The 24,122-nt window shown below is 66.4% G+C and carries 26 protein-coding genes; 8 read left to right on the top strand and 18 right to left on the bottom strand.

Features of this window, described 5'->3' with window-relative positions; genetic code table 11:
* Positions 1 to 282: 282 nt before the first annotated feature.
* Positions 283 to 747, top strand: a complete 465-nt coding sequence (locus HNP46_RS09615) for a hypothetical protein (RefSeq protein ID WP_184588143.1) — start codon at positions 283 to 285, stop codon at positions 745 to 747.
* Here HNP46_RS09615 and HNP46_RS09610 read toward each other — a convergent pair.
* The 9 genes from HNP46_RS09610 to tkt form a co-directional block, all read right to left on the bottom strand.
* The gene (locus tag HNP46_RS09610) at positions 744 to 1,238 is read right to left on the bottom strand and encodes a M48 family metallopeptidase (protein WP_184588141.1); all 495 of its coding nucleotides are present in this window, start codon (positions 1,236 to 1,238) and stop codon (positions 744 to 746) included. The two genes, HNP46_RS09615 and HNP46_RS09610, sit on opposite strands and share 4 nt — an antisense overlap.
* Positions 1,239 to 1,287: 49 nt before the next feature.
* Positions 1,288 to 2,058, bottom strand: a complete 771-nt coding sequence (locus tag HNP46_RS09605; protein ID WP_184588139.1) for a class I SAM-dependent methyltransferase — start codon at positions 2,056 to 2,058, stop codon at positions 1,288 to 1,290.
* A gap of 37 nt (positions 2,059 to 2,095) precedes the next feature.
* The gene (locus tag HNP46_RS09600) at positions 2,096 to 2,527 is read right to left on the bottom strand and encodes a hypothetical protein (protein WP_184588137.1); all 432 of its coding nucleotides are present in this window, start codon (positions 2,525 to 2,527) and stop codon (positions 2,096 to 2,098) included.
* 74 nt (positions 2,528 to 2,601) lie between these two features.
* The gene (gene fba / locus HNP46_RS09595; RefSeq protein WP_184588135.1) at positions 2,602 to 3,666 is read right to left on the bottom strand and encodes a class II fructose-bisphosphate aldolase; all 1,065 of its coding nucleotides are present in this window, start codon (positions 3,664 to 3,666) and stop codon (positions 2,602 to 2,604) included.
* 120 nt (positions 3,667 to 3,786) lie between these two features.
* Entirely contained in the window at positions 3,787 to 4,122 is a 336-nt protein-coding gene (locus HNP46_RS09590; protein ID WP_184588133.1) for an MliC family protein, read from the bottom strand.
* A 142-nt stretch (positions 4,123 to 4,264) separates the two neighbouring features.
* Positions 4,265 to 4,459, bottom strand: coding sequence for a hypothetical protein (locus tag HNP46_RS09585; protein WP_184588131.1), 195 nt, complete (start codon positions 4,457 to 4,459; stop codon positions 4,265 to 4,267).
* Between the two features lie 85 nt (positions 4,460 to 4,544).
* On the bottom strand, positions 4,545 to 5,708 hold the full coding sequence (locus HNP46_RS09580) for a phosphoglycerate kinase (protein WP_184588129.1): 1,164 nt from the start codon (positions 5,706 to 5,708) through the stop codon (positions 4,545 to 4,547).
* A 28-nt stretch (positions 5,709 to 5,736) separates the two neighbouring features.
* Complete coding sequence (gene epd / locus HNP46_RS09575; RefSeq protein ID WP_184588127.1) at positions 5,737 to 6,783, bottom strand: erythrose-4-phosphate dehydrogenase; 1,047 nt, start codon at positions 6,781 to 6,783, stop codon at positions 5,737 to 5,739.
* Between the two features lie 57 nt (positions 6,784 to 6,840).
* Positions 6,841 to 8,838: a transketolase gene (gene tkt / locus HNP46_RS09570; protein WP_184588125.1), complete on the bottom strand. Its 1,998-nt coding sequence runs from the start codon at positions 8,836 to 8,838 to the stop codon at positions 6,841 to 6,843.
* Positions 8,839 to 9,098: 260 nt separating this feature from the next.
* Here tkt and HNP46_RS09565 point away from each other — a divergent pair, with 260 nt between their 5' ends.
* The 3 genes from HNP46_RS09565 to ligB all read left to right on the top strand — a co-directional run bounded on the left by HNP46_RS09565 (position 9,099) and on the right by ligB (position 13,212).
* Positions 9,099 to 10,100 (top strand): ArsR/SmtB family transcription factor, encoded by a 1,002-nt coding sequence (locus tag HNP46_RS09565; protein WP_184588122.1) that lies wholly within the window; start codon positions 9,099 to 9,101, stop codon positions 10,098 to 10,100.
* 17 nt (positions 10,101 to 10,117) lie between these two features.
* Positions 10,118 to 11,308, top strand: coding sequence for a methionine adenosyltransferase (gene metK / locus HNP46_RS09560; RefSeq protein ID WP_184588120.1), 1,191 nt, complete (start codon positions 10,118 to 10,120; stop codon positions 11,306 to 11,308).
* A 236-nt stretch (positions 11,309 to 11,544) separates the two neighbouring features.
* Positions 11,545 to 13,212: an NAD-dependent DNA ligase LigB gene (ligB, locus tag HNP46_RS09555; RefSeq protein ID WP_184588119.1), complete on the top strand. Its 1,668-nt coding sequence runs from the start codon at positions 11,545 to 11,547 to the stop codon at positions 13,210 to 13,212.
* A gap of 6 nt (positions 13,213 to 13,218) precedes the next feature.
* On the opposite strand, the gene HNP46_RS09550 is transcribed toward ligB, so the two are convergent.
* A complete protein-coding gene (locus tag HNP46_RS09550; protein ID WP_184588117.1) occupies positions 13,219 to 14,523 on the bottom strand; it encodes a ferredoxin reductase family protein in 1,305 nt (434 codons plus the stop codon).
* A gap of 175 nt (positions 14,524 to 14,698) precedes the next feature.
* On the opposite strand from HNP46_RS09550, the gene HNP46_RS09545 reads away from it, so the two are divergent.
* Entirely contained in the window at positions 14,699 to 15,445 is a 747-nt protein-coding gene (locus tag HNP46_RS09545; RefSeq protein WP_184588115.1) for a metallophosphoesterase, read from the top strand.
* On the opposite strand, the gene HNP46_RS09540 is transcribed toward HNP46_RS09545, so the two are convergent.
* Positions 15,442 to 16,455, bottom strand: coding sequence for an extracellular catalytic domain type 1 short-chain-length polyhydroxyalkanoate depolymerase (locus HNP46_RS09540; protein ID WP_184588113.1), 1,014 nt, complete (start codon positions 16,453 to 16,455; stop codon positions 15,442 to 15,444). The genes HNP46_RS09545 and HNP46_RS09540 overlap by 4 nt on opposite strands.
* 157 nt (positions 16,456 to 16,612) lie before the next feature.
* On the opposite strand from HNP46_RS09540, the gene HNP46_RS09535 reads away from it, so the two are divergent.
* Entirely contained in the window at positions 16,613 to 16,990 is a 378-nt protein-coding gene (locus tag HNP46_RS09535) for a DUF1090 domain-containing protein (RefSeq protein ID WP_409372427.1), read from the top strand.
* 144 nt (positions 16,991 to 17,134) lie between these two features.
* Here HNP46_RS09535 and HNP46_RS09530 read toward each other — a convergent pair whose 3' ends face one another.
* The 3 genes from HNP46_RS09530 to HNP46_RS09520 all read right to left on the bottom strand — a co-directional run bounded on the left by HNP46_RS09530 (position 17,135) and on the right by HNP46_RS09520 (position 19,064).
* Positions 17,135 to 17,602, bottom strand: coding sequence for a c-type cytochrome (locus tag HNP46_RS09530; RefSeq protein WP_184588109.1), 468 nt, complete (start codon positions 17,600 to 17,602; stop codon positions 17,135 to 17,137).
* 144 nt (positions 17,603 to 17,746) lie between these two features.
* Positions 17,747 to 18,133 (bottom strand): MAPEG family protein, encoded by a 387-nt coding sequence (locus tag HNP46_RS09525; protein ID WP_184588106.1) that lies wholly within the window; start codon positions 18,131 to 18,133, stop codon positions 17,747 to 17,749.
* A gap of 100 nt (positions 18,134 to 18,233) precedes the next feature.
* Complete coding sequence (locus tag HNP46_RS09520; protein WP_184588105.1) at positions 18,234 to 19,064, bottom strand: EamA family transporter; 831 nt, start codon at positions 19,062 to 19,064, stop codon at positions 18,234 to 18,236.
* A 145-nt stretch (positions 19,065 to 19,209) separates the two neighbouring features.
* Here HNP46_RS09520 and HNP46_RS09515 point away from each other — a divergent pair, with 145 nt between their 5' ends.
* Complete coding sequence (locus HNP46_RS09515) at positions 19,210 to 19,824, top strand: LemA family protein (RefSeq protein ID WP_184588103.1); 615 nt, start codon at positions 19,210 to 19,212, stop codon at positions 19,822 to 19,824.
* Positions 19,821 to 20,807, top strand: coding sequence for a TPM domain-containing protein (locus HNP46_RS09510; protein ID WP_184588101.1), 987 nt, complete (start codon positions 19,821 to 19,823; stop codon positions 20,805 to 20,807). The genes HNP46_RS09515 and HNP46_RS09510 overlap by 4 nt, the downstream gene beginning before the upstream one ends.
* A gap of 20 nt (positions 20,808 to 20,827) precedes the next feature.
* On the opposite strand, the gene HNP46_RS09505 is transcribed toward HNP46_RS09510, so the two are convergent.
* The 4 genes from HNP46_RS09505 to HNP46_RS09490 all read right to left on the bottom strand — a co-directional run bounded on the left by HNP46_RS09505 (position 20,828) and on the right by HNP46_RS09490 (position 24,100).
* A complete protein-coding gene (locus HNP46_RS09505; protein ID WP_184588099.1) occupies positions 20,828 to 21,604 on the bottom strand; it encodes an ABC transporter ATP-binding protein in 777 nt (258 codons plus the stop codon).
* On the bottom strand, positions 21,604 to 22,410 hold the full coding sequence (locus tag HNP46_RS09500; RefSeq protein WP_184588097.1) for an ABC transporter permease: 807 nt from the start codon (positions 22,408 to 22,410) through the stop codon (positions 21,604 to 21,606). Before HNP46_RS09500 ends, HNP46_RS09505 begins: the two co-directional genes overlap by 1 nt.
* Before the next feature lie 83 nt (positions 22,411 to 22,493).
* Positions 22,494 to 23,501: an ABC transporter substrate-binding protein gene (locus HNP46_RS09495; protein ID WP_184588095.1), complete on the bottom strand. Its 1,008-nt coding sequence runs from the start codon at positions 23,499 to 23,501 to the stop codon at positions 22,494 to 22,496.
* Positions 23,502 to 23,692: 191 nt separating this feature from the next.
* Positions 23,693 to 24,100 (bottom strand): acyl-CoA thioesterase, encoded by a 408-nt coding sequence (locus HNP46_RS09490; RefSeq protein ID WP_045215897.1) that lies wholly within the window; start codon positions 24,098 to 24,100, stop codon positions 23,693 to 23,695.
* Positions 24,101 to 24,122 lie beyond the last annotated feature (22 nt).

Below are 24,122 nucleotides of genomic sequence, written 5' to 3'. Positions count from 1 at the left end.
CCAAGTTGAAGGGACTGAGCCCCGTTCAATACAGGGCTCAGTCATTGGCAGCTTAGCGGCCCAGTCCAACTGTCCAACTTTCGGGGGTCAGTTCAACCGAGGGGCTTTTTTCATGGCGCGGGGCGCAGCGCGACCGCAAAAGCCGAGAATGATTCCAATAAAATCATGGCATTTAGCCAAATCCTTGATTAATCTCACCTTTGCGGCGGTGAACAACCCCAGGCGACCGACCCCATCCGGCGCGTCCGGGGCTTCCCGCGGCAACTTCTCCGGGACCTGCCCATGCTGCGCACCCTGCTTGGCTGGATGTTCTGTCTGCTCGCCGTGCTGCTTGGCGCGCCGCTGCTGAGCCTGCTGGCCGAGCCTCGTTCACTGGAGCCAGCCGCCGATATCGTCCTGGTGAGCCAGCTGTTCTCGGCGCTGATCGGCAGCGCCGGCCTGTTCACCCTGCTGATTGCCTTCCTGCTGCGCCTGAATGGCCGCACGATCGCCGCCCTGGCGCTGCCGGTTCCTGCCCTGGCCCTCTGTGCCTGGCATCTCACGCATGCCCCGCTCGCCCTTGTCTCGCCCACGCCCGAGCAGTACCGCTACCTGCTGGTCATCCTGGCGCTCTATGGGCTGGTGCTGGCGGCAATTGCCTGGGTCGGCAGGCGGGACAACGCCGGACGGAAGCTCCTGCGCTACCTGGGATACATCCTGCTGCTGCCCTGGGGGATGGGACTGTTCTATCTGGCGCGCCTGTACTAGCGCGGCAGATCGCGCCAGGTCAGGTAGACGCGCAGGTCGAACTCCAGCTGGTGATAGCTGGGCAGCATGTGTTCGCAGAGCTGGTAGAAGGCCTTGCTGTGGTCGCGCTCCTTCAGGTGCGCCAGTTCATGGACGACGATCATCTGCAGGAACTCGGGCGCGGCGTCCTTGAACAGCGAGGCGACGCGGATTTCCTTCTTCGCCTTGAGCTTGCCACCCTGCACGCGGGAAATCGCCGTGTTCAGCCCCAGCGCGCGCTGCACCACATCCAGCTTGTTGTCGTAGAGCACCTTGTCCACCGCCGGCGCGGTGCGCATGTACTGCTGCTTGAGGTCCATGGCGTAGCCATACAGCGCCTTGTCGCTCTGCACGTCGTGGCGGCCGGGATAACGGCGCTCCAGGTATTCGCCGAGGCGGTCCTGCTCGATGAGCTGGCGCACCTGGTCCTGGAGTTGGGGCGGATAGGCCTGGAGATAGCGAAGCGGCGACATGGGCAACGACTGGCGACAGAAACGACCGCCAGTCTAGCGCATTCTCCGCTCAGGCCAGCGCGCGGGTGCTGTAGGCCTCGGTGCGATAGGGGAAGGCGATCTCGCTGCGCCCCTTGAGCTCAGGGTGCGAGTCGATCAGCTCCCGCAGCTGATCGGCGACCCGCTGCTTCTGCTCCTCGGGCAGCGCCGCGATGAAGCTCACCGACAACGTGCGCGCGATGATGACCTGCTCCGCCGGCCCCACATGCTGGTAGCTGAACTCGCGCAGGCGCAAGTCCTCGAAGCGCGCACCGGCAAAGGCGCGGCGCCACTGCCCGGTATGGAAGCGCGGCGTGCTGCCTTCGTAGCGCTCGAGGATGCGCGAGACCTGGGCAACCCAGTCGACCCGCTCGTCGCGCACATTCCACACCAGCCCGAGGTGGCCACCGGGCCGCAGGACGCGATGGATCTCCTCCAGCGCGCGCCCGTCGGCGAACCAGTGGAAGGCCTGGGCACAGGTCAGCGCATCGACGCTTTCCGCCGCCAGCGGCATGGCCTGGGCGGTGCCCTGCAGGACCTTCACGGCGGGAAGCTTCTCGCTCAATTGCTCACGCATCGCCGCCACCGGCTCGATGGCGGTGACCTGCGCACCGGTGCGCAACAACAGTGAAGTGAACTTCCCGGTGCCCGCGCCGAGATCGACGACTTCCTTGCCGGCGCCGATCGCCAGCTCCTCGCCGAGCCAGCCCAACAGCTCGTCCGGATAGTCCGGGCGCCCCAGGGCGTAGGTTTTCGCCTCGCGGGAGAAACCCTCCTGCGCACTGCCATGTACATCCGTCATCGTGCCTCCAGAGCCCGTCCGGCCCGAGCACCCGTGCTCAGCGGAACCGGCAGGCCTTGCCGTCGAGAGTGGTCGTTCCATCCAGATAAGCACGGTAGCAGCTGAGCAGCCGCGCTTCCTTGACGCGGCAGCGCTTCTGCCGGCATTCGCTGGAAAACTCGAAGCGACCACCGTCCGGATCGGCCAACTGGATGCGGATCGCCGGCCAGCCCTTCTTCGGCGCCTTTTCCGGCGTGCTCAGTACGCGGTTTTCGTTCTCCACCAGGGCTGCGCCGGCCTCGGCGTAATCGAAGACGAACAGCAGGGTGCGCGAGGTCTTCAACGTGCACTCTTCGTGGCTCAGGCAGTTCTGCGCATCCACGGGCAGGTCCACCGGCGGTCTGGGCGGCGGCGCCGAAGGCTGCGCCGAACGCAACGAGCAGCCGGCCAGCAGCATCAGTAACAACACGGAAAACAACGCGCGCAGCATCATCGACTTCCTTCTGGCGGATACGAAAGAGCCCCGCAGGGCGGGGCTCTTCGGCACTATCGAAACAGCGCGGATCAGTTGACCTTGGCGATCAGCTCACCCTTGGCGTAACGCTGGAACATGCCTTCCAGGGAGATCGGCTTGATCTTGGAGGCATGGCCGGCGGTGCCGAAGGCTTCGTAGCGGGCGATGCAGATATCACGCATGGCGACGATGGTCTTGGCGAAGAACTTGCGCGGGTCGAACTCGCTCGGCTGCTCGGCCATCATGCGGCGGATGGCACCGGTGGAGGCCAGGCGCAGGTCGGTGTCGATGTTGACCTTGCGCACGCCGTGCTTGATGCCTTCGACGATTTCCTCGACCGGCACGCCGTAGGTTTCCTTGATGTCGCCGCCGAACTCGTTGATCACCTTCAGCCACTCCTGCGGTACCGAGGAGGACCCGTGCATCACCAGGTGGGTGTTGGGGATGCGCTTGTGGATTTCCTTGATGCGCTCGATGGAGAGCACGTCGCCGGTCGGCGGCTTGGTGAACTTGTAGGCGCCGTGGCTGGTGCCGATAGCGATGGCCAGGGCATCGACCTGGGTCTTCTTGACGAAGTCGGCGGCCTCTTCCGGGTCGGTCAGCAGCTGGCTGTGGTCCAGCACGCCTTCCGCGCCAACGCCGTCTTCCTCGCCGGCCATGCCGGTTTCCAGGGAGCCCAGGCAGCCCAGCTCACCTTCCACGGATACGCCGCAGGCGTGGGCGAAGGCCACGGTCTGCTGGGTGACGCGGACGTTGTAGTCGTAGTCGGCCGGGGTCTTGCCGTCTTCTTTCAGCGAGCCGTCCATCATCACCGAGGAGAAGCCCAGCTGGATGGAACGCTGGCAGACGTCAGGGCTGGTCCCGTGGTCCTGGTGCATGCACACCGGGATGTGCGGGAATTCTTCGATGGCCGCGAGGATCAGGTGGCGCAGGAAGGGCGCGCCGGCGTATTTGCGGGCACCAGCGGAGGCCTGCACGATCACCGGGGAATCGGTCTTGTCGGCCGCTTCCATGATGGCGCGCATCTGCTCGAGGTTGTTGACGTTGAAAGCCGGTACGCCGTAGCCGAACTCGGCGGCGTGGTCCAGCATTTGGCGCATGCTGATGAGTGCCATGGTCTTCGCTTCTCCCAGAAGTCAGGCTCGGTCGAACGAGCCCCTTAACTACATGTTTGGAAGCCTGCCGCAGGGGCAGGCCGTGTTCAAGTCTTCCGGCACGGGCCGGACGGTCGGCGCTCAGGGCGCCTTGCAACCACGGCCGATCAGGTCGTTGCTCTCGACCCAGTAGACCAGGCCCTGGTCGCCTTTGATGCTCAGGCCGATCAGCCCGTCGCTATAGAAAGCGCCGGAGCCGCCGGGTTCCTCTTCCAGGTGGTGCACCACGTCGTCTTCGCCCAGTTTCAGGTCGACTACTGCCTTGCTCGGGTCGACATAGCGCCACTGCACCTCGGCCCTGCTGTCGCAGACCCAGTGGACCCAGCCGCCCGCCGCCGCGGACTGGCCGCTGGTCGAGTGGCTGGAACAGCCCGCCACCAGCGAGAGCGCCAGGGCCGGGACGAGATAACGCAGCATCGGGCGACTCTCCTTCGGGCGGACGCGCCGCCGGATATCCAATGCGCCAGATTGCCCGTCCCGCCGCCGGAACGCCAGTACCGCCTGCGCGTAGGCGCCGGCGCTACCGTCAGATCGTGATCCCTGCCGCCAGGGCTCTGCCTCAGGGGCAGTTCACCGGCTTCTGGTCGGGGGTCGGATCGCCGCTGCTCTGGCTTTCCACCCGCTCGCGGTTCTGGTCCGAAGGGACCATGACCGCGGGAGGGCTCATCACTTCACAGGTACTGGGGGAACCACCGCTGCCGGTGCAACCCACCAGGACCAGACAAAACGACAGCACAGGGGTGACAGCTCGCATGACCTTTCTCCTTGGCATCCGTACAAGGTTTGTGACCCGGGGATGCCGCAGAGGTTTGCTTTACTGTCGCCCGCGCTGCCGAGGATCAGGCCTTGGCGCGCTGTTCCAGCACTTCCACGGCCGGCAGGACCTTGCCCTCGACGAACTCGAGGAAGGCGCCACCACCGGTGGAAATGTAGGAGATCTGCTCGCCGATGCCGTACTTGTCGATGGCTGCCAGGGTGTCGCCACCGCCGGCGATGCTGAAGGCGGAACCTTCGGCGATGGCCTTGGCCAGGGTTTTGGTGCCTTCGCCGAACTGGTCGAACTCGAACACGCCGACCGGGCCGTTCCACAGGATGGTCTTGGAAGTCTTGAGCAGCTCGGCAAACTGGGCAGCAGTCTTCGGACCGATGTCCAGGATCATGTCGTCGTCGGCCACGTCAGCGATGTCCTTGACGGTGGCGACGGCGGTCTCGGCGAATTCCTTGGCCACCACCACGTCCACCGGCAGCGGCACGCTGACCTTGGCGGCGATGGCCTTGGCAGTGTCTACCAGATCGGCTTCGTACAGCGACTTGCCGACCTTGTGGCCCGCCGCGGCGAGGAAGGTATTGGCGATGCCGCCGCCGACGATCAGCTGGTCGCAGATCAGCGCCAGGCTGTTCAGTACGTCGAGCTTGGTCGACACCTTGGAGCCGGCGACGATGGCCGCCATCGGCCGGGCCGGGTTGCCCAGGGCCTTGCCCAGAGCTTCCAGCTCGGCAGCCAGCAGCGGGCCAGCCGCAGCAACCTTGGCGAACTTGGCCACGCCGTGGGTCGAGCCTTCGGCGCGGTGGGCGGTGCCGAAGGCGTCCATGACGAACACGTCGCACAGGGCGGCGTATTGCTGGGCCAGCTCGTCGGCGTTCTTCTTCTCGCCCTTGTTGAAGCGCACGTTCTCGAACAGCACGACTTCACCGGGTTTCACTTCGACGCCGCCCAGGTAGTCCTTGACCAGCGGCACGGCGCGGCCCAGGGCCTTGGACAGGTAGTCGGCGACCGGCTGCAGGCTGTTCTCTGCGGAGAACTCGCCTTCGGTCGGGCGGCCCAGGTGCGAGCAGACCATCACCGCCGCGCCCTTCTCCAGGGCCAGCTTGATGGTCGGCAGCGAGGCCAGGATGCGCGCGTCGCTCTTGACCACACCGTCCTTCACCGGAACGTTGAGGTCTTCGCGGATCAGTACGCGCTTACCTTGGAGGTCGAGGTCGGTCATCTTCAACACGGTCATGACAGTCAGTCCTGTTGGGGCTGTTTGATTAACGTTCGGTAGCGGCGACCCGCAGGAAATGCCCTGCGGTGTCGAGCATGCGGTTGGCGAACCCCCACTCGTTGTCGAACCAGGCCAGCACGTTCACCAGGCGGGGGCCGGAAACGCGGGTCTGGCTGCCATCGACGATGGCCGAGTGCGGATCATGGTTGAAATCGCAGCTGGCGTGGGGCAGCTCGGTGTACGCCAGCAGCCCTTTGAGCGGGCCTTCGCTGGCGGCCTGGCGCAGCACGCGGTTGATCTCCTCGGCGGATGTATCGCGGGAGACCTGCAGGGTGATGTCCAGGGCCGAGACGTTCACCGTCGGCACCCGAATGGCTTTGGCCTGGATTCGCCCGGCGAGTTCCGGCAGCAGGCGCTCGATGCCACGGGCCAGCCCGGTGGATACCGGGATCACCGACTGGAAGGCCGAGCGCGTACGGCGCAGGTCTTCGTGGTGGTAGGCGTCGATCACCGGCTGGTCGTTCATCGCCGAGTGGATGGTGGTGATCGAGACGTACTCGATGCCCACGGCCTCGTTCAGCAGCTTGAGCAGCGGCACGCTGCAGTTGGTGGTGCACGATGCGTTGGACACCAGCAGCTCGGCGCCGGAGAGGCCCTGCTGGTTGATGCCGAAGACCACGGTGGCGTCGATATCCACCTCGCTGGCCATCGGCTGGGAGAACAGCACCCGCGGCGCACCGGCGCCGAGGAAGCGCTCGCCATCGGCGCGGGTGTTGTAGACGCCGGAGCATTCCAGCACCAGGTCGACGTCCAGGGCGCGCCAGTCGATCGCCTCGGGCTCGGCTTCGCGGAACACCTTCACGCAGTCGCCGCCGACATGCAGGCAGCCGTCGGACACGCTCACCTCGCCGGGGAAGCGGCCGTGGGTGGAGTCGAAGCGGGTCAGGTATTCCAGGCTGGCCAGGTCCGCCAGGTCGTTCAGCGCGACGATGGAGAAATCAGCCTTGGCGCCGCGTTCGTGCAGGGCACGGAACACGCAGCGGCCGATGCGGCCGTAGCCGTTGAGGGCAACTCGGTAAGGGCGCTTGGACATTGTTATCCCTTGGTGATCGCTGCCGGGGCTTGGCGCCCCGGCAGGTTCAGGCGCTCGTCAGGCTTCGAGCAGCTCGGCGGCGACTTCCAGCACGTTCTCGACGGTGAAGCCGAAGTGCTCGAACAGCGCCGGGGCCGGGGCCGACTCACCGAAGGTGGTCATGCCGATCACGCGGCCTTCCAGGCCGACGTACTTGTACCAGTAGTCGGCATGGGCGGCTTCGATGGCGATGCGCGAGGCCACTTCGACCGGCAGCACGGCCTGCTTGTAGCCGGCGTCCTGCTGGTCGAAGACGCTGGTGGACGGCATGGACACCACGCGCACCTTGCGGCCTTCGGCGCTGAGCTTGTCGAACGCCTGGACGGCCAGGCCGACTTCGGAGCCGGTGGCGATCAGGATCAGTTCCGGCTCGCCGTCGCAGTCCTTGAGCACGTAGGCGCCACGGGCCACGTCGGCCAGCTGGGCGGCGTCGCGCGGCTGGTGCGGCAGGTTCTGGCGGCTGAAGATCAGCGCGGACGGGCCGTCGGCGCGCTCGATGGCGTACTTCCAGGCCACCGCGGATTCCACGGCGTCGGCCGGGCGCCAGGTGTCCAGGTTCGGCGTCAGGCGCAGGCTGGCCAGTTGCTCGATCGGCTGGTGGGTCGGGCCGTCTTCGCCCAGACCGATGGAGTCGTGGGTGAACACGTAGAGCACGCGCTGCTTCATCAGGGCGGACATGCGCACGGCGTTGCGGGCGTATTCCATGAAGATCAGGAAGGTCGCGCCGTACGGAATGAAGCCGCCGTGCAGGGCCACGCCGTTCATGATGGCGCTCATGCCGAACTCGCGTACGCCGTAGAACAGGTAGTTGCCGTTGGCATCGTCGGCGCTCACGCCCTTGCAGCCCTTCCACAGGGTCAGGTTGGAGCCGGCGAGGTCGGCGGAGCCGCCCAGCAGTTCCGGCAGCAGCGGGCCGAAGGCGTTCAGGGCGTTCTGGCTGGCCTTGCGGCTGGCGATGGTCTCGCCCTTGACGGCCACGTCGGCGACGTAGGCGGCAGCTTTCTCGGCGAAGTCAGCCGGCAGTTCGCCAGCGACGCGGCGCTCGAACTCGGCGGCCAGTTCCGGGTGCGCGGCCTGGTAGGCGGCGAAGCGCTTGTTCCACTCGGCTTCACGGGTGGCGCCGGTGTCCTTGGCGCTCCACTCGGCGTAGATGTCGGCCGGGACTTCGAACGGCGCGTGGTTCCAGCCCAGCGCGGCGCGGGTGGCGGCCACTTCGTCGACGCCCAGGGCGGCACCGTGGCTTTCTTCCTTGCCCTGCTTGTTCGGCGAGCCGAAACCGATGATGGTCTTGCAGCAGATCAGGGTCGGCACGTCGCTCTTGCGGGCGGTCTCGATGGCGGTCTTGATCTCGTCGGCGTCATGCCCGTCGACGTTGCGGATCACCTGCCAGCCGTAGGCTTCGAAGCGCTTGGGGGTGTCGTCGGTGAACCAGCCGTGGACTTCGCCATCGATGGAGATGCCGTTGTCGTCGTAGAAGGCGATCAGCTTGTTCAGGCGCAGGGTGCCGGCCAGCGAAGCGACTTCATGGGAGATGCCCTCCATCATGCAGCCGTCGCCCAGGAAGGCGTAGGTGTAGTGATCGACGATGCTGTGGCCGGCGCGGTTGAACTGCGCAGCCAGCACCTTCTCGGCCAGCGCCATGCCCACGGCGTTGGCGATGCCCTGGCCCAGCGGGCCGGTGGTGGTCTCGATACCGGCGGTGTAGCCGTACTCCGGGTGGCCCGGGGTACGCGAATGCATCTGGCGGAAGTTCTTCAGGTCATCGACGGTGACGTCGTAGCCGGTGAGGTGCAGCAGCGAGTAGATCAGCATCGAGCCGTGGCCGTTGGACAGCACGAAGCGGTCGCGGTCGGCCCACTGCGGGTTGCTCGGGTTGTGCTTGAGGTAGTCGCGCCACAGCACTTCGGCGATATCCGCCATGCCCATGGGGGCGCCAGGGTGGCCGCTGTTGGCTTTCTGCACGGCATCCATGCTCAGTGCGCGGATGGCATTGGCTCGCTCACGACGGCTGGGCATCGCTGATCTCCTGCGGGGGCTGCTTCGAAAGATCGAAGGGAATGAAAAAAGGCCGGTATTTTCGCCCAGCCGGGCCCCGCGGGGCAATGATAATCGGGCTGCAGGCTACAGGCGGCAGGCGACAGTGCTTGCCCCGACGACTGCCTGTCGCCTGCAGCCTGCCGCCTGAAGCTGCCCTTAGCTGCCTTTCGTCTCCAATATCAAAACTTTTTGATACAGCTATTGCCCACCCCGGACCCCGCGACTAGACTGCGCGACCTATGAGTCTGCGCCTGCCCGAAATCCGCCACGACGATTGCGACCAGCTGGCTGCCCTGTGCAAGGCCGGCGGTGATCCGCTGCGGCTGAATGTGCTGCGGGTGCTGGCCAACGATTCGTTCGGCGTGCTGGAACTGGCGCATATCTTCGGCGTGCGCCAGTCGGGCATGAGCCACCACCTCAAGGTGCTGGCCCAGGCCGGCCTGGTGGCCACGCGGCGCGAAGGCAACGCGATCTTCTATCGCCGCGCCCTGCCCCAGGGCGAGAGCCTGGGTGGCGCGCTGCATGGGGCGCTGCTCGAAGAAGTGGATGAACTGGCGCTGGCCGATGACGTCAGCGCCCGCGTCGATGGCGTGCACGCCCAGCGCGCCGCCGTCAGCCGTGACTTCTTCGCCCGCAGCGCGGAGAAGTTCCAGGCGACCCAGGACCTGATCGCAGGACTGCCGCAATACCGCGAAAGCGTGCTGGCGCTGCTCGATGCACTGAGCTTCGCCCCCGGCGCCACGGCGCTGGAAGTCGGCCCCGGCGACGGTGGATTCCTCCCCGAGCTGGCCCGGCGTTTCGCTCAGGTGACAGCGCTGGACAATAGCCAGACCATGCTCGACATGGCTCGCCAGCGCTGCGCCAGCGAAGGCTTGAACAACGTCCGGCTGCGGCTGGGCGACGCCCTGCAGGACGTTGACGACGCGGCCGACTGCGTGGTGCTGAACATGGTGCTGCACCACTTCGCTGCACCCGCGGAGGCCGTGAAGCAGCTGGCCCACCTGGTGAAACCCGGTGGCAGCCTGCTGGTGACCGAACTCTGCAGCCACGACCAGAGCTGGGCCCGCGAAGCCTGCGGGGACCTCTGGCTGGGGTTCGAACAGGAAGACCTGGCCCTCTGGGCCGACGCCGCCGGGCTCGCGTCCGGCGAAAGTGTTTACATCGGTTTACGTAATGGCTTTCAGATCCAGGTACGGCACTTCGCCAAGCCGGATTCGCGAAGCGTCCTCACCCACCGGTAAATGATAGGAACCGTTAGATGAGCGAATACTCAGTTTTCACCTCCGAATCCGTCTCCGAAGGCCATCCGGACAAGATCGCGGACCAGATCTCCGATGCGGTGCTCGACGCCATCATCGCCAAGGACAAGCACGCTCGCGTGGCGGTGGAAACCCTGGTCAAGACCGGCGTCGCCATCGTTGCCGGCGAAGTCACCACCAGCGCCTGGGTCGACCTGGAGCAGATCGTCCGCGACGTCATCTGCGACATCGGCTACACCAGCTCCGACGTCGGCTTCGACGGCGCCACCTGCGGCGTGATGAACATCATCGGCAAGCAGTCCCCGGACATCAACCAGGGCGTCGACCGCGCCAAGCCGGAAGACCAGGGCGCTGGCGACCAGGGCCTGATGTTCGGCTACGCCAGCAACGAAACCGACGTGCTGATGCCCGCGCCGATCCGCTTCTCCCACGCCCTGGTCGAGCGCCAGGCCGAGGCACGCAAGTCCAACCTACTGACCTGGCTGCGCCCGGACGCCAAGAGCCAGGTCACCTGCCGCTACGAAGGCGGCAAGGTGGTCGGCATCGACGCCGTGGTGCTGTCCACCCAGCACAACCCGGAAGTGTCGCTGGCCGATCTGCGCGAAGGCGTGATGGAGCTGATCATCAAGCACGCCCTGCCGGCCGAACTGCTGCACAAGGACACCCAGTTCCACATCAACCCGACCGGCAACTTCGTGATCGGCGGCCCGGTGGGCGACTGCGGCCTGACCGGCCGCAAGATCATCGTCGACTCCTACGGCGGCATGGCCCGTCACGGTGGCGGCGCGTTCTCCGGCAAGGACCCGTCCAAGGTCGACCGTTCCGCTGCCTACGCCGGCCGCTACGTGGCCAAGAACATCGTTGCCGCCGGCCTGGCCGAGCGCTGCGAGATCCAGGTGTCCTACGCCATCGGCGTGGCCCTGCCGACCTCCATCTCGATCAACACCTTCGGCACCGGCAAGATCAGCGATGACAAGATCATCCAGCTGGTCCGCGAGCACTTCGACCTGCGTCCGTACGCGATCACCAAGATGCTCGACCTGCTGCACCCGATGTACCTGCCGACCGCGGCCTACGGCCACTTCGGTCGCAACCCGTTCGAAATGACCTACGGTGACGACACCTTCACCGCCTTCACCTGGGAGCGCACCGACAAGGCTGCCGCCCTGCGTGACGCCGCCGGTCTGTAAGACCCGGCAGCAGGAAAAAGCCCCGCCTCGGCGGGGCTTTTTCGTTTCCAGCGCAAAGGCTTTTCGTAGGAACGAGGGGGACGCCTAGTTCTTGCTCGCAAACCCATCACGAGACGACGCCCACCATTTCACTCCTGCTATCTCACAATCTCCGCGGAACAATCCACCGGACTCCAATCGCCGACAGACAGCGCCGCCTCCTAGCCTTGGGCATTTCCGCCGCCAGGAAGCCCACCATGCGCGCCTTGGTCCTTGCTGCTTTCGCCTGCCTTTGTACCCCGATTCTTGCCTGCCCCGAATGGTCACCCGAGCAGGCAGCCCAACAGCTCGCAGCGCTGCGAACGCAGTTGGCCCAATGGGATGACGCTTACCACCGCGACGGACAATCTCCCGTCGCCGATGAGCTCTACGACCAGGCCCGCGAGCGACTCCGGCAATGGCAGGCCTGCTTTCCCCAGGTGAGCGAAGAACCCCCATCGCCGCTGGCCAGCAGCGCAGGGGAGATCCCCCACCCCTTCGCCCACACCGGTCTCGACAAACTTCCTGATGCCACGGCGGTGCGCAGCTGGCTGGAAAACCGCAGCGACCTCTGGGTTCAACCCAAGGTCGACGGCGTAGCGGTGACGCTGGTCTACAAGAACGGTGAGCTCGCCCAGGCGATCAGTCGTGGCGACGGCACTGCCGGGCAGGACTGGACCCGCAACGCGCAGCGCATTGCAGCCATCCCTCGACAGTTGCCCGGCGCGCGTGGACGGCTGGTGCTGCAAGGCGAGCTCTACTGGCGCCTGCCGCAGCATGTGCAAGCCCGGCAGGGCGGCGGCGGTGCGCGCGGCAAGGTCGCCGGGCTGATGGCGCGCAAGGAACTGGGGGATGAGGGCGAGCAGGTCGGCCTGTTCGTCTGGGAGCTGCCCGATGGCCCACTGGAGATGCCCGAGCGCCTGGCGCGCCTGCGCCAGCTGGGCTTCGCCGACAGCGCCGAACTGACCGAACCGGTAACCGGCTTCGACGAAGTCGAAACCTGGCGCGAGCGTTGGTATCGCCAGCCGCTGCCCTTCGCCAGCGACGGCATCGTCATCCGCCAGGGTCGCCGGCCGCCGGGCAAGACCTGGAGCGCACAATCCCCCGGCTGGGCGGTGGCCTGGAAGTATCCGCACCAGCAGGCACTGGCCGAAGTCCGGCGCGTGGAGTTCAAGGTCGGCCGCAGTGGACGGGTAACGCCCGTGCTGCATCTCGCACCGGTTGAGCTGGATGGGCGGACCATCCAGCGTGTCGGCGCAGGCTCGCTCAAGCGCTGGCGCAACCTCGACGCACGGCCCGGCGATCAGGTCGCCATCGCCCTCGCCGGGCTGACCATCCCGCGCCTGGACGGCGTGGTCTGGCGCTCGCCGACTCGCCCCGAGCTGATTGCTCCAGCGGACGCGCAATACAACGCCCTCACCTGCTGGCGGCCCACGGCGGATTGCGAGGCGCAATTCCTCGCCCGACTGGAGTGGCTGAGCGGCAAGAACGGCCTGGGCCTCGCCGGCGTCGGGCCGGGCACCTGGCGGCGCCTGCACGAAGCCGGCCTGCTGCAAGGAATGCTCGACTGGATGACGCTGACCCCGGAGCAATTGGGCACGGTGCCCGGATTGGCTGAACGCAGCGCGTCTGCACTGCACCAGCAGTTCCAGCTGGCTCGCCAGCGCCCGTTCACCCTCTGGCTGCGCGCCCTCGGAGCGCCTTCACCCGACGCTCATCCCGCGGGTGAAGGCTGGTCAACCCTGGCCACTCGCAGCGCCGCGCAATGGCAGCAGCAGCCGGGCATCGGCAAGGTCCGTGCGAAACAGCTGGAAGACTTCTTCAGCGCCCCACAAGTCGTGCAGTTGCGCGGGCAGTTGCACGACCTGGGCGTCGCCGGTTTCTGAACGGCCTCAGCGCATCTGGAAGGCTTCCTGGTGGAAACGGCTGCTGGGCATACCCTGGCGGCGCAGATCACGGCGCAGCAACTCGGCCAAGGCCTGCGGACCGCAGAACCAGACACTGGGCCAGCGCCCTTGCGCACCGGGCTGCAGACCCAGGTCGGTCGCCTGCAGGTAGCCTTCACTCTCGCTGTAATGCACGCGCAGATCGATGCGCGGCAGTTGCGCGCAAAGCTCGCGCAGGCGACCGGCGTAGATCGCGTCGGACGGCGAGCGCACGCAGTACAGCAAGGTCACTTCCGGGCAGTCATCCGGCCGCGCCTGTAGCGACTCGAGCCAGGCCAGGAACGGCGTGATGCCGATGCCCCCGGCAATCCACACCTGCCGCTCGCCCTTGTCGCGACGGAAGTCGAAGCGGCCATAGGGCCCTTCCACCTTCACCGGATCACCGACCTTCAGAGCCTCCTGAAGGCGCTGGGTGTAATCGCCGAGCGCCTTGATACTGAAGCGCACCTCGCCATTGCCCAGGTCACCGCTGGACAGGGTGAAGGGATGCTGCCCCTCCAGGCGATCGCAGGTGAGGAAGGCGAACTGGCCGGCACGGTGCTGCCAGCGGCCCTGCAGCTGACAGGTCACTTCCAGCATGCGCTCGCCGGGGCGCTCGATGGCTACCACGACACCTTCATGGGTGCGCCGGCGGCCGATCTGCCCGCTCAGCGCCCACAGCGCGCACAGGCTGCCCACGCCAGCGCAGAGCGCCACCAGCCAGCCGATCGGCTGCATCCAGTAACCTGCCGGCGCCAGCACCACCGCGTGGAAAGCCAGCACCAGGTAGACCACCGCCAGGGTTTTGTGGACGTAGCGCCACAGGTGATACGGGAAGCGCTGCCAGAGGGTGATGACCAGCATCGCCGCCAGCAGCCACGCCGACCACTCGCCCAGGTCCTTGGCCGAACCACGGAAAGCGTCGAGGAAGGTTCCCACCCGCGGCCCCTTGGCCGGCTTGGCAATGAACTCGGCGAGCAGCGGCCCGCCCAGCTCCATCAGGTAGTGCGCCAGGCCCAGCACAATGGCCAGGATGCCCGCCCACTTGTGCGCGCGGTACATGCGGTCGAGGCCGTCCAGCGGCTTTTCCAGCCACACCGGACGTACCGCCAGCAGCATGATCAGCGACATCAGCGCGAAGGACGCGACGCCGGTGAAGAGAATGGCCTGCTTGCGCAGCACCCAGATATCCAGGGTCGCCGGCGGGTCGATGACCAGCGCCAGGCCGAAGCTGGCCGCCACGGCCAGCAAAACGATCCAGATGAGTTTCATGAGTCCTCCTTGGGGGCGCCGGAACAGCGGGCCCAAGCGGAAGCTGAAGGAGTCTTCTGAATCATCTCTTAATTTCTGAAAGGATTTAGGCAGGGACTGCCGGTGCCATGACTCATGTCAAAAGTAGGACCATTCGCTATGCTCGGCTCTTTCCTACAAGCCAAGCCGAAGCCCCATGCGCCTGCGAGTTCTCTCCGACCTGCATCACGAACATTTCCCGGGCGGCCGCCGTGGGCTGCCCCAGGCTCCGGCCGACGTGGTGGTGCTGGCCGGCGACATCCACGAGCACCTGCAGGGCCTGCACTGGGCGCGCGATGAATTCCCCGATAGCGAGATCATCTACGTCGCCGGCAACCACGAGTTCTACCACTCGGACCTGGCGGACCTGACCCAGGCGATGCGCAACCTGGCGCAGGCGCTGGATATCCACTTTCTGGAGAAGGATGCACTGGTCCTGGGCGGCGTGCGCTTCCTCGGTGCCACCCTTTGGACCGACTTCCAGCTGTACGGCAAGCGCGCGGCGCAGCTGGCGCAGGAGCAGGCCCAGCTGCTGATGCCGGACTTCAGCACCATCGACTATTTCACCCAGCCCTTTACCCCGGACATGAGCCAGGAATTCTGCCGCGCCACCTGCGAATGGCTGGACGCCGAACTGGCGCTGCCCTTTGCCGGGCCGACGGTAATCGTCACCCACCAGGCGCCCAGCGCACGCTCGATCCCCGCCGAGTATGTCGGCGATGCGCTGTCGCCGGCCTTTGCCTCGAACCTGGAAGGCCTGGCTGAGCGCTGCGACCTGTGGATCCACGGGCATGTCCACGAATGCCTGGATTACCGCATCGGCAACGCGCGCATCGTCTCCAACCCCGGCGCCTATCCGGGCGAGGACAGCGGCTTCGATCCCTGCCGGGTAATCGAGCTCTAGCGCGCCTGCGGGTTGAGGGGCAGCGGGTCGGCTGGTGGCTGCGGCGGCGAAAGCTCGCTGAAGAAACGCCAGATTTCGGCAGGCCCGTCCAGTTGCGGATCGGCTCGGCCGAGCAGGCGCGGTGGCCGGTAGCCCGGCTGCGAGATCAGGTGTCCGCCGCCATGCACCGTCACCAGCTCCACCGGCGGCGCGCCCGCGGCCGCCCAGCGCTGGCGCTGCGTCCAAACTGGGCCGGGATCGGTCAGGCGGTCCACCTGCGGCTCGCCGCCCTGGCCGTTGCGCTGCGCCAGGGCCAGGGCGGAGTCCTCGGCGGACAGCACGTTGCCGCGATCACCGAAGCCGAACAGGGTCACCCGGCCGCCGGCATAAGGATTGATCGGGTCCTGGGTGCCATTCATCAGCAGCGCGGCGCGGGCCTGTCGCGCCGGCTGGCAGGCATCGTTGTCGGCGCTGGGCAGGCTGGCGGCCACGGCGGCGACGCCCTCGACGGCATCCGGCGCTTCGGCGGCCATGCGCAAGGCCATCTGCCCACCGTTGGAATAACCGGTGACGAAGACCCGCGCAGGATCGACGCCGCGCTCACGCTGCAGGCGCGCGATCATCCCCGAGAGGAAGGCGACGTCATCGATGTTCAATTGCCGGGCGCTGTAGGACGCGACCCGCCGGCAGTCGTTCCAGTGGCCCTCGAAACCATCGGGATAGAGCACCAGGAAGCCATCGCGATCGGCCAGCGCATCGAAACGGTAGCCGCTGTCGCGGCGCATGTGCTCGCCGTTGCTCTGCGAGCTGTGTAGCACCACCAGCAAGGCTGGCCGCTCGGCGAGTTTCTGCGGGATGTAGAGCACGTAGCTGCGGCGCCGCTCGCCCTGGCGTACCGAGGCATCCTCGCTGCTGCCGGTCAGTAGCGGCTGCCGCCTGAGTTCGCCGGGCACGTACCACCAGCCGCCCACCAGCAGCGCCAGCACCAACAGTGCGATGAGCGCCTGCACGATCCGCATCGCCACCCGCATACCGTGTCTCCTTGCCCGCCCGGCGAGCCTTGCGAGTCCCGGCCTTGTCCTGTAGCAGCCCCTCGGCGCCTCGTCCGTGGCAAAATCCGGCCGTTGATTCCACTGTCTTAGTGTTTGGTAACCAAGGATTCCACAAATGTTCCGAAGCTCTGCTCTGATGGCCGCCCTTCTCGCCCTCGGCTGCGCCGGCCCGCTGCTCGCCGCCGAGGCCAGCCAGCCAGCGCTGACCGGCTGCGCCGCCAAGCGCGCCGCCATCGAAACCCAGCTCGAACAGGCCAAGGCCCAGGGCAACGGCAACCGCGTCGCCGGCCTGCAGACCGCGCTGGAGAAGGTGAAGACCTATTGCACCGACGCCAGCCTCACCCAGCAGCGCAAGCAGGACGTGCTGGACGCCGAGAAGGAAGTCGCCCAGCGCGAGAAGGACCTGCGCAAGGCGATGAACAAGGGTGATGCGCAGAAGATCGAGAAGCGCAAGGACAAGCTGGCCGAAGCCCGCGCCGAACTGGAGCAGGCCAAGCGCGAGCTGGAGGAATGATTCGCTTCGCTCAGTTTTCCCTGTAGGAGCGAGCCTGCTCGCGAACGGATTCGCCGGCGGCTGCGGTGCCAGGCGGTTCGCGAGCAAGCTCGCTGCTACAACAAGCTCGCACCTACCAGGAGAAGAGGCGCGAGTGCGCTGGACTCAGAGCGCGCGGAATTTCTTGTGGCAGGCTTCGCAGGCGTCTTCCACCGCGGCGAAGTCCTTGCGCACGCCCTCGGGCGTCGGCGTGGCGTTGCGGGTGTTCTCGCCCAGGGTATGGACGGCCTGCTGGAAGGTCTTGGCGTCGGCCTGGAATTCCAGCTGGCGCTGCCAGATTTCCGCCTTGGCGCGGGTGTCGTCGCTCTCCACCTGATCGGCCGGCGGCTGGGTGCTGGGGAAGTACTGCCAGGGCTTGTCGGCCAGTTCGCCGAGCCTGGTCGAGTTCGCGCGGAACTTGTCCCCATCGAAGGGAATGCGCCCGCGCAGCATGCCGCCCATGTCCTCGCTGGTCTTGAGCATCTCCTTGAACACCGCCTGGCGCTTGTACTCCGGCGAGTTCGGGTCCTGGCGATGGCAACCGGCAAGCGCGGTGCCGGCAAGCAGCAGAACGAACAGGGTCTTCAACTTCATGGGGGACTCTTGTAGGACGGCTGGACACGGAAGCGCCGGATTATCCGCCCCGAATTCCGAATGATCCAGACCACGCGCCAGCCGCTGCGGCCATCCGCCGCAGCTGCGTGGGTTTCGTTCAGCCGCCGTTCAGGCGCCTTCCGGTCAGGCGGAGATGACGAAGATCGCGATGATCAGCGCCATGCCGGCGAACCACACCAGCGAGCGCAGCAGCGCCAGGTCGGCAATGTAGAAGATCAGGTAGAGCAGGCGGCTGGTGACCCAGGCAATGGCCAGGCGGTCGATGGTGGCCGGCTCGGCGTTGTTCACCACATAGGCGATGATCACCGCCGCGGCGAAAGCCGGGGTCACCTCGAAGCTGTTCATCTGGAAGGCGTTGGCGCGCTTGCGGTAGCCCTCCAGGGTGGCGAGGAAGGTGCGCGGGTCGTGGTTCTGCCGGGGGCCGAAGCCGCCGCCGGTGAACTTGGCGATGCTGGTGCCGACGTAAGGCAGGAAGATCGCAATCAGGACGCACCAGAAGGCAATGGGCATGGGGAAGGTCTCGTCGAGGGGAAAGCGCGCAGCTTAGGTCATCGCCGCGCGCTGCGTCCTTGACCGGCCTGGCGGCTCACGCCGTAGCCGGGGCCAATCCTCAGAGCTTCATCACCAGCATGCCCGCCAGCACCAGGCTGCACGCGGCCAGACGCGGCAGGCCGAAAGGCTCCTTGAGGAAGCGCATGCCGAACAGCACCACCAGCAGCACGCTGGTTTCGCGCAGCGCGGCGGCCTCGGCAATTGAGCCCAGTTGCATGGCCCAGAGCACCAGGCCATAGCTGAGCAGCACGCACAGGCCGACGCTGATGCCCAGCTTCCAGTCGTTGATCCAGAATTTGGCGAAGGCACGCGTACGGCCGACCAGCGCCACCAGCGGGAACGGCAGGCCGGACAGCAGCGACAGCCAGACCAGGTAGTCCAGTGGCTTGGGCCAGAGCTTCAGCGCATTGCCGTCGGTCCAGGTGTAGCTACCGATGCACAGGCCCATCAGCAGCACGGTGGGAAAGGCGATCCACGGCAGCTTCGAACCGCCGCCGCCCTTGAGCAGGAACAGCATGCCGACCGGGATCAGCAGGATGCCGAGGATCTGCTTGTCAGTCAGCTGCTCGCCGCCGAAGTAGAGCGTCAGCGCCAGCACCACCAGCGGCGACAACCCGCGCATCAGCGGATAGACCAGCCCGAGATCGCCCACCTTGTAGGCCTGGATCAGCAGCACGCGATACACCAGTTGCAGCGACACGGCGGCCAGCAGCCAGGGCCAGACCGCGGCGGGCGGAATCTCGATCCACGGCAGCAGGACCAGCGCGGCGGCCAGGCCGACCATGTCCATGCAGGCGACCACCAGCAGACGGTCGTTGCTGAATTTGACGAGGGTGTTCCAGGTGGCGTGCAGCAGCGCGGCCAGCAGCACCAGGGTAGTGGCGAGCACGGAATTAACTCCTGGTATAGACCAGCCAGATTCTACCCCGAGCTACCCCGTCATCGGCAAGCGCTGGGGGTTTCGGATATTTCCATCTGACTCGTCAGCCGGAACTGGCCTAGACTGGGCCTTTTCGCCAGCACGAGCGCCTGCCATGTCACGCCTGTTCAAGTTTCTCACCGCCTACATCCTCGTCTCCCTGCTCTCCGGCTGCGGCTACAACGCCATGCAGGCCGGCGACGAACAGGTGAAGGCCGCCTGGTCGGAAGTGCTCAACCAGTACCAGCGCCGCGCCGACCTGATCCCCAACCTGGTCAGCACCGTGAAGGGTTACGCGGCCCACGAGGCCAGCGTGTTGACCCAGGTGACCGAGGCCCGCGCCAAGGTTGGCAGCACCACCCTCAACGCCGACCAGCTGGACGACCCGGAAGCCGTCAAGCGTTTCCAGCAGGCCCAGGGCCAGCTCAGCTCGGCGCTCTCGCGCCTGCTGGTGGTCTCGGAGAACTACCCGCAGCTCAAGGCTGACGGCCTGTTCAAGGACCTGCTGACCCAGCTCGAAGGCACCGAGAACCGCATCACCGTTGCCCGCGGCCGCTACGTCAAGGCCGTGCAGGAATACAACGTGATGATTCGCCAGTTCCCGCAGGTGATCACCGCGAAGATCTTCGGCTACAAGCCCAAGGCCAACTTCAGCGTGGAAAACGAAGCCGCCATCTCCACCGCGCCCAAGGTCGACTTCAACAACGCGCCGGCGCAACCCGCGCAATGACACTGCCGCGCTGGCTGCTGGGCGCCCTGCTGCTGTGCTGGGCGGCCCTGCTGCAGGCAGCGCCGGTCGCCATCCCGGCGCTCGGCGCCCGCGTCACCGACCTCACCCAGACCCTCGATGCGGGCCAGCGCGCCCAGCTGGAAAGCCAGCTCGCCGGCCTGGAGCAGCGCAAGGGCGCGCAGATCGCCGTGCTGCTGATTCCCAGCACCGGTGAGGAGAGCATCGAGGATTACGCGGTGCGCGCCTTCGAGCAGTGGAAGCTGGGCCGCAAGGGCGTCGACGACGGCGTATTGCTGGTGATCGCCAAGAACGACCGCACGCTGCGCATCGAGGTCGGCTACGGCCTGGAAGGCACCATCACCGACGTGCAGGCCGGGCGCATCATCCGCGAGCAGATAGTCCCGCACTTCAAGAGCGGCGACTTTGCCGGCGGCATCCAGGCCGGCGTGGACAGCCTGATCGCACTGATCGAACCGCCCTCCCCGACTGCGGCCACGCCGGACGACTCCACCGACGAACTGCCGCGCACCGGCCCGGCGGAGAACTACAGCAACGCCTACTCCAACGACAATGCCAATACCCCCGAGGAAATTCCGCCAGCTCGCCTGGCAGTGATGCTGGCCCTGCTGGTCGGCGTGCCCCTGCTGTGCATGCTGCTACCGGTGCAATGGCTGCGTCAGCGCAGCATGGGCCGCTATCTGCTGTGCAGCGCACTGGTCGGCGGCATTGCCGCTGGCGTACTGCTGGCGGCCGAAAGCAATCCGGTGGCGCTGCACCAACAGCTGATCGGCGCCTTCTCGATCCCGCTGGTGCTGTACATCTTCTTCCTGCCGCCGCTGTGGCTGACCATGGGCGTGCTGCAGCTGCTGATGTCGATCCTCAGCTCCATCGGCCGGGGCGGCCGCGGCGGTGGGGGAGGCGGCGGAGGCTTCCGTGGCGGTGGTGGCTCCAGCGGCGGCGGCGGTGCCTCCGGCCGCTGGTAAGTGACCCGTTGGATTGAAAATCAGAGCGCGGCGACGCCCTGTTCTTCCTCGCGGATCGAGCGCAGCACCTGGCGCTGCAACTCGATGAACTCGGCGCTGGCGGCCATATCCTCGTGGCGAGGGCGGCCGAGCTTCACGTCGAAGGTGGTCTTGATCCGCCCAGGCCCCAGGCCCATCACCACGATGCGGTCGGACAGGTACACCGCCTCTTCCACGTCGTGGGTGACGAACATCACCGTCAGCCGGTGGGTTTCCCAGATGCGCGTGAGCAGCTCCTGCATCTGGTGGCGGGTCATCGCATCCAATGCACCAAAGGGCTCGTCCATCAGCAGGATCTTCGGCCGGTAGGACAGCGCACGGGCAATCGCCACGCGCTGCTTCATGCCGCCGGACAGCTCGTTCGGGTAGGCCTCGGCAAACTTCGTCAGCTTCACCAGCTCCAGGTGCTCGTCGGCGATCTCGCGGCACCGCGCGCGGGACATCCCGGCCGCCTTGAGGGCGAACTCGACGTTCTGCCGCGCCGTGAGCCAGGGCAGCAGGGTGTAGGACTGGAACACCACGCCACGGTCCAGGCCGGGACCAGTGATCGGCACGCCATCCACCATCACAATGCCGCTGTCGAACTCCTCAAGGCCGGCAGCGATGGACAGCAGCGTGCTCTTGCCGCAGCCCGAGGTGCCGACGATCGAGACGAACTCGTTGTCCGCCAGGGTCAGGTCGATATTGCGCAGCACCTCGCGGCGCTCCTTGCCGACCGCAAAACTCTTGTTCAGGCCGGAGATTTCCAGGGTCGCCATCAGCTGCGTCTCCGGTTGTAGCGGAACAGGACCTTCTCGCCGGCGCGCATGGCCTGGTCGGTGACCAGCCCAAGGAAGCCCAGCAGCAGGATGTAGCCGATGATGGTGTCGGTCTGGAAGAAGCGCTGGGACACGGTGATGCGGTAGCCCAGGCCGGAGGTGGCGGCCACCAGTTCGGCCAGTACCAGCCAGGTCCAGGCCCAGCCCAGGCTGATCCGCAGTGCGTCCCAGATGCCCGGCAACGCGCTGGGCAGGACGATCTTCAACAGGATGCGGCGGTCCGGCATGCCCAGGGTGCGGCCGAGGCCGACGAAGTCCGCCGGCACGCGCTTGATGGCGTCCATCACCATCAGCACCTGCTGGAAGAAGGTGCCGATCCAGATGATGAGGAATTTCTGGAAGTCGCTGGTGCCGGCCCAGAGGATGGTCAGCGGCACGAAGGCGACCACCGGCATGTAGCGCACGAAGTCCACCAGCGGCTCGGTGGCGGCCTTCCAGAAGCCATAGCAGCCGGCGAACACGCCGATCACGATGGACATCGCCGAGGACACCAGGAAGGCCACGGCGATGCGATACACGCTGACCTTCAGGTCCGACCACAGGGTGCCGTCGGCGGCCAGCTTGAGCATGCGCGCCCAGACGTCGCCCGGGGCCGGCAGGAATATCTTCGGCACCGCGCCGCTGGCGCCGGCCAGCCACCAGAGCAGCGCCAGCAGGACGAACACGGCGCCGCCGATGAGCAGGAAGTGGCGCTGCGCGATCGGCTTGCCGATGGTGAACAGCGGGTTGGATTTACGGGCTTTCATGTCGGGCTCGTCGAACGGAGAAAGACGCGCGCCGGCTCAGGGCCGGCGCGCGCCGTATTTCATGGGATCAGAGCAGCAGCGGGTCAGAGCGCCTCGACGAAGCGTGCGTCGATGGCCTGCGCCGGGGTGACCGGCTGCTGCAGGATGCCGGCTTCGCTGGCGGCCTTCTGAATGTGCTCGAAGGAGCCCTTCTGGAAGGCGCCCTTCAGCTCGGCCTGGTTCTCTTTCACTGAGTAGAAGTGCACGCCGTCGAAGGCACTGGTCAGCTCGGACTCGTCGGCGCCCACGCCCTTGGCGATGGCGGCGCGGCCTTCGGCGCTCTTCTCGTTGTAGTGCTTGAGGCCGGCTTCCCAGCTCTTGATCAGCGCCAGCACCTGGCCGGGACGCTCCTTCAACACCTCGTCGCGCACCACGAACACGTCGCTGATGATGCCCGGGTCATCCGAGCCCTTGTACAGCAGGTTGACCTTGGGGTTCTGCTGCTTGGCGGCGGACAGGTACGGCTCGTAGGTCACGGCGGCCGGAACCTGGCCGGCGATCAGCGCGCTGCCGGCGTTGGCGGCGGGCATCGGCACCGGTTGCACGTCGGCGATGGTCAGGCCGGCCTTGCGCAGGGCGCTGTGCAGGAGGATGTCGCTGGTGGTGCCTTCTTCGTAGGCCACCTGCTTGCCCTTGAGGTCGGTCAGGGTCTTGATCGACGGATCGACGATCAGCGCGTCGGCGCTGGTGCTCTGATCCAGCAGCAGGACGATCTTCACCGGAAGGCCGGCGGCGACCATGGCCATGGCGGTGTGGGTGGCGAGGTTGCCGCCATCGATCTGGCCGCTGGCCAGGGCGGCGTTCATGTCCTTGTCTTCGGTGAAGTTGACCAGCTCGACCTGCTCCAGGCCGTTGGCCTTGAAGGCGCCGGCCTGTTCGGCGACGTACCACTGGCCGTAGCCCAGCCAGGGCTGCATGCCCATCTTGAAGGTGCCGGCCTCGGGCTTGGTATCGGCCTTGATCGATGCGGCGTGTGCGGCGCCGGCCAGCAGCAGGCTGGCGCAGGTGGCCACGGCCAGTTGGCGCAGCGCGGATGCGAAGGTGGTGTGCATGGTCTCTCCCCGGTCATTGTTTTGCAGAGGCATTCTAGGCAATGCGTGCTGCTGGATCGGCGGGGAGCAGCGTCGGCCCATGCCCGCCGTGGGCGGGCACAGGCTCACATTCAATCGACGCAAATGCAAAGGTTTTCGCCGCGGTTCGGCTTGGCTCCGGGCCCGCAGGCAATCACCTGGCGCAGCAGCCGTCAGGGCTGCGGAATGGCGTCGTCCTTGAACTGATCCTTGATGTAGAGGATCTCGGTGCGGCCGTGGGGCGCCGGCTGGCCGTCGGGACCGATATTCACGAAGACCATCTTGTCCACCGTGAGGATGCTCTTGCGGGTGATCTTGTTGCGCACTTCGCAGGTCAGGGTGATCGAGGTGCGGCCGAACTCGGTGGCGGTGATGCCCAGCTCGATGATGTCGCCCTGGCGCGCGGAACTGACGAAGTTGATCTCGGAGATGAACTTGGTCACCACGCGCTGGTTGCCCAGCTGGATGATCGCGTAGATCGCCGCTTCTTCGTCGATCCACTTCAGAAGACTGCCGCCGAACAGGGTGCCGTTCGGGTTGAGGTCTTCAGGCTTGACCCATTTGCGGGTATGGAAATTCATGGAAGCTCCTTCTTGGGAGATT

It is taken from the genome of Pseudomonas nitroreducens, assembly GCF_014204515.1.
In the GTDB taxonomy this organism is placed as follows: domain Bacteria; phylum Pseudomonadota; class Gammaproteobacteria; order Pseudomonadales; family Pseudomonadaceae; genus Pseudomonas; species Pseudomonas nitritireducens_A.
This window is presented reverse-complemented; position numbering and strand designations above follow the sequence as displayed.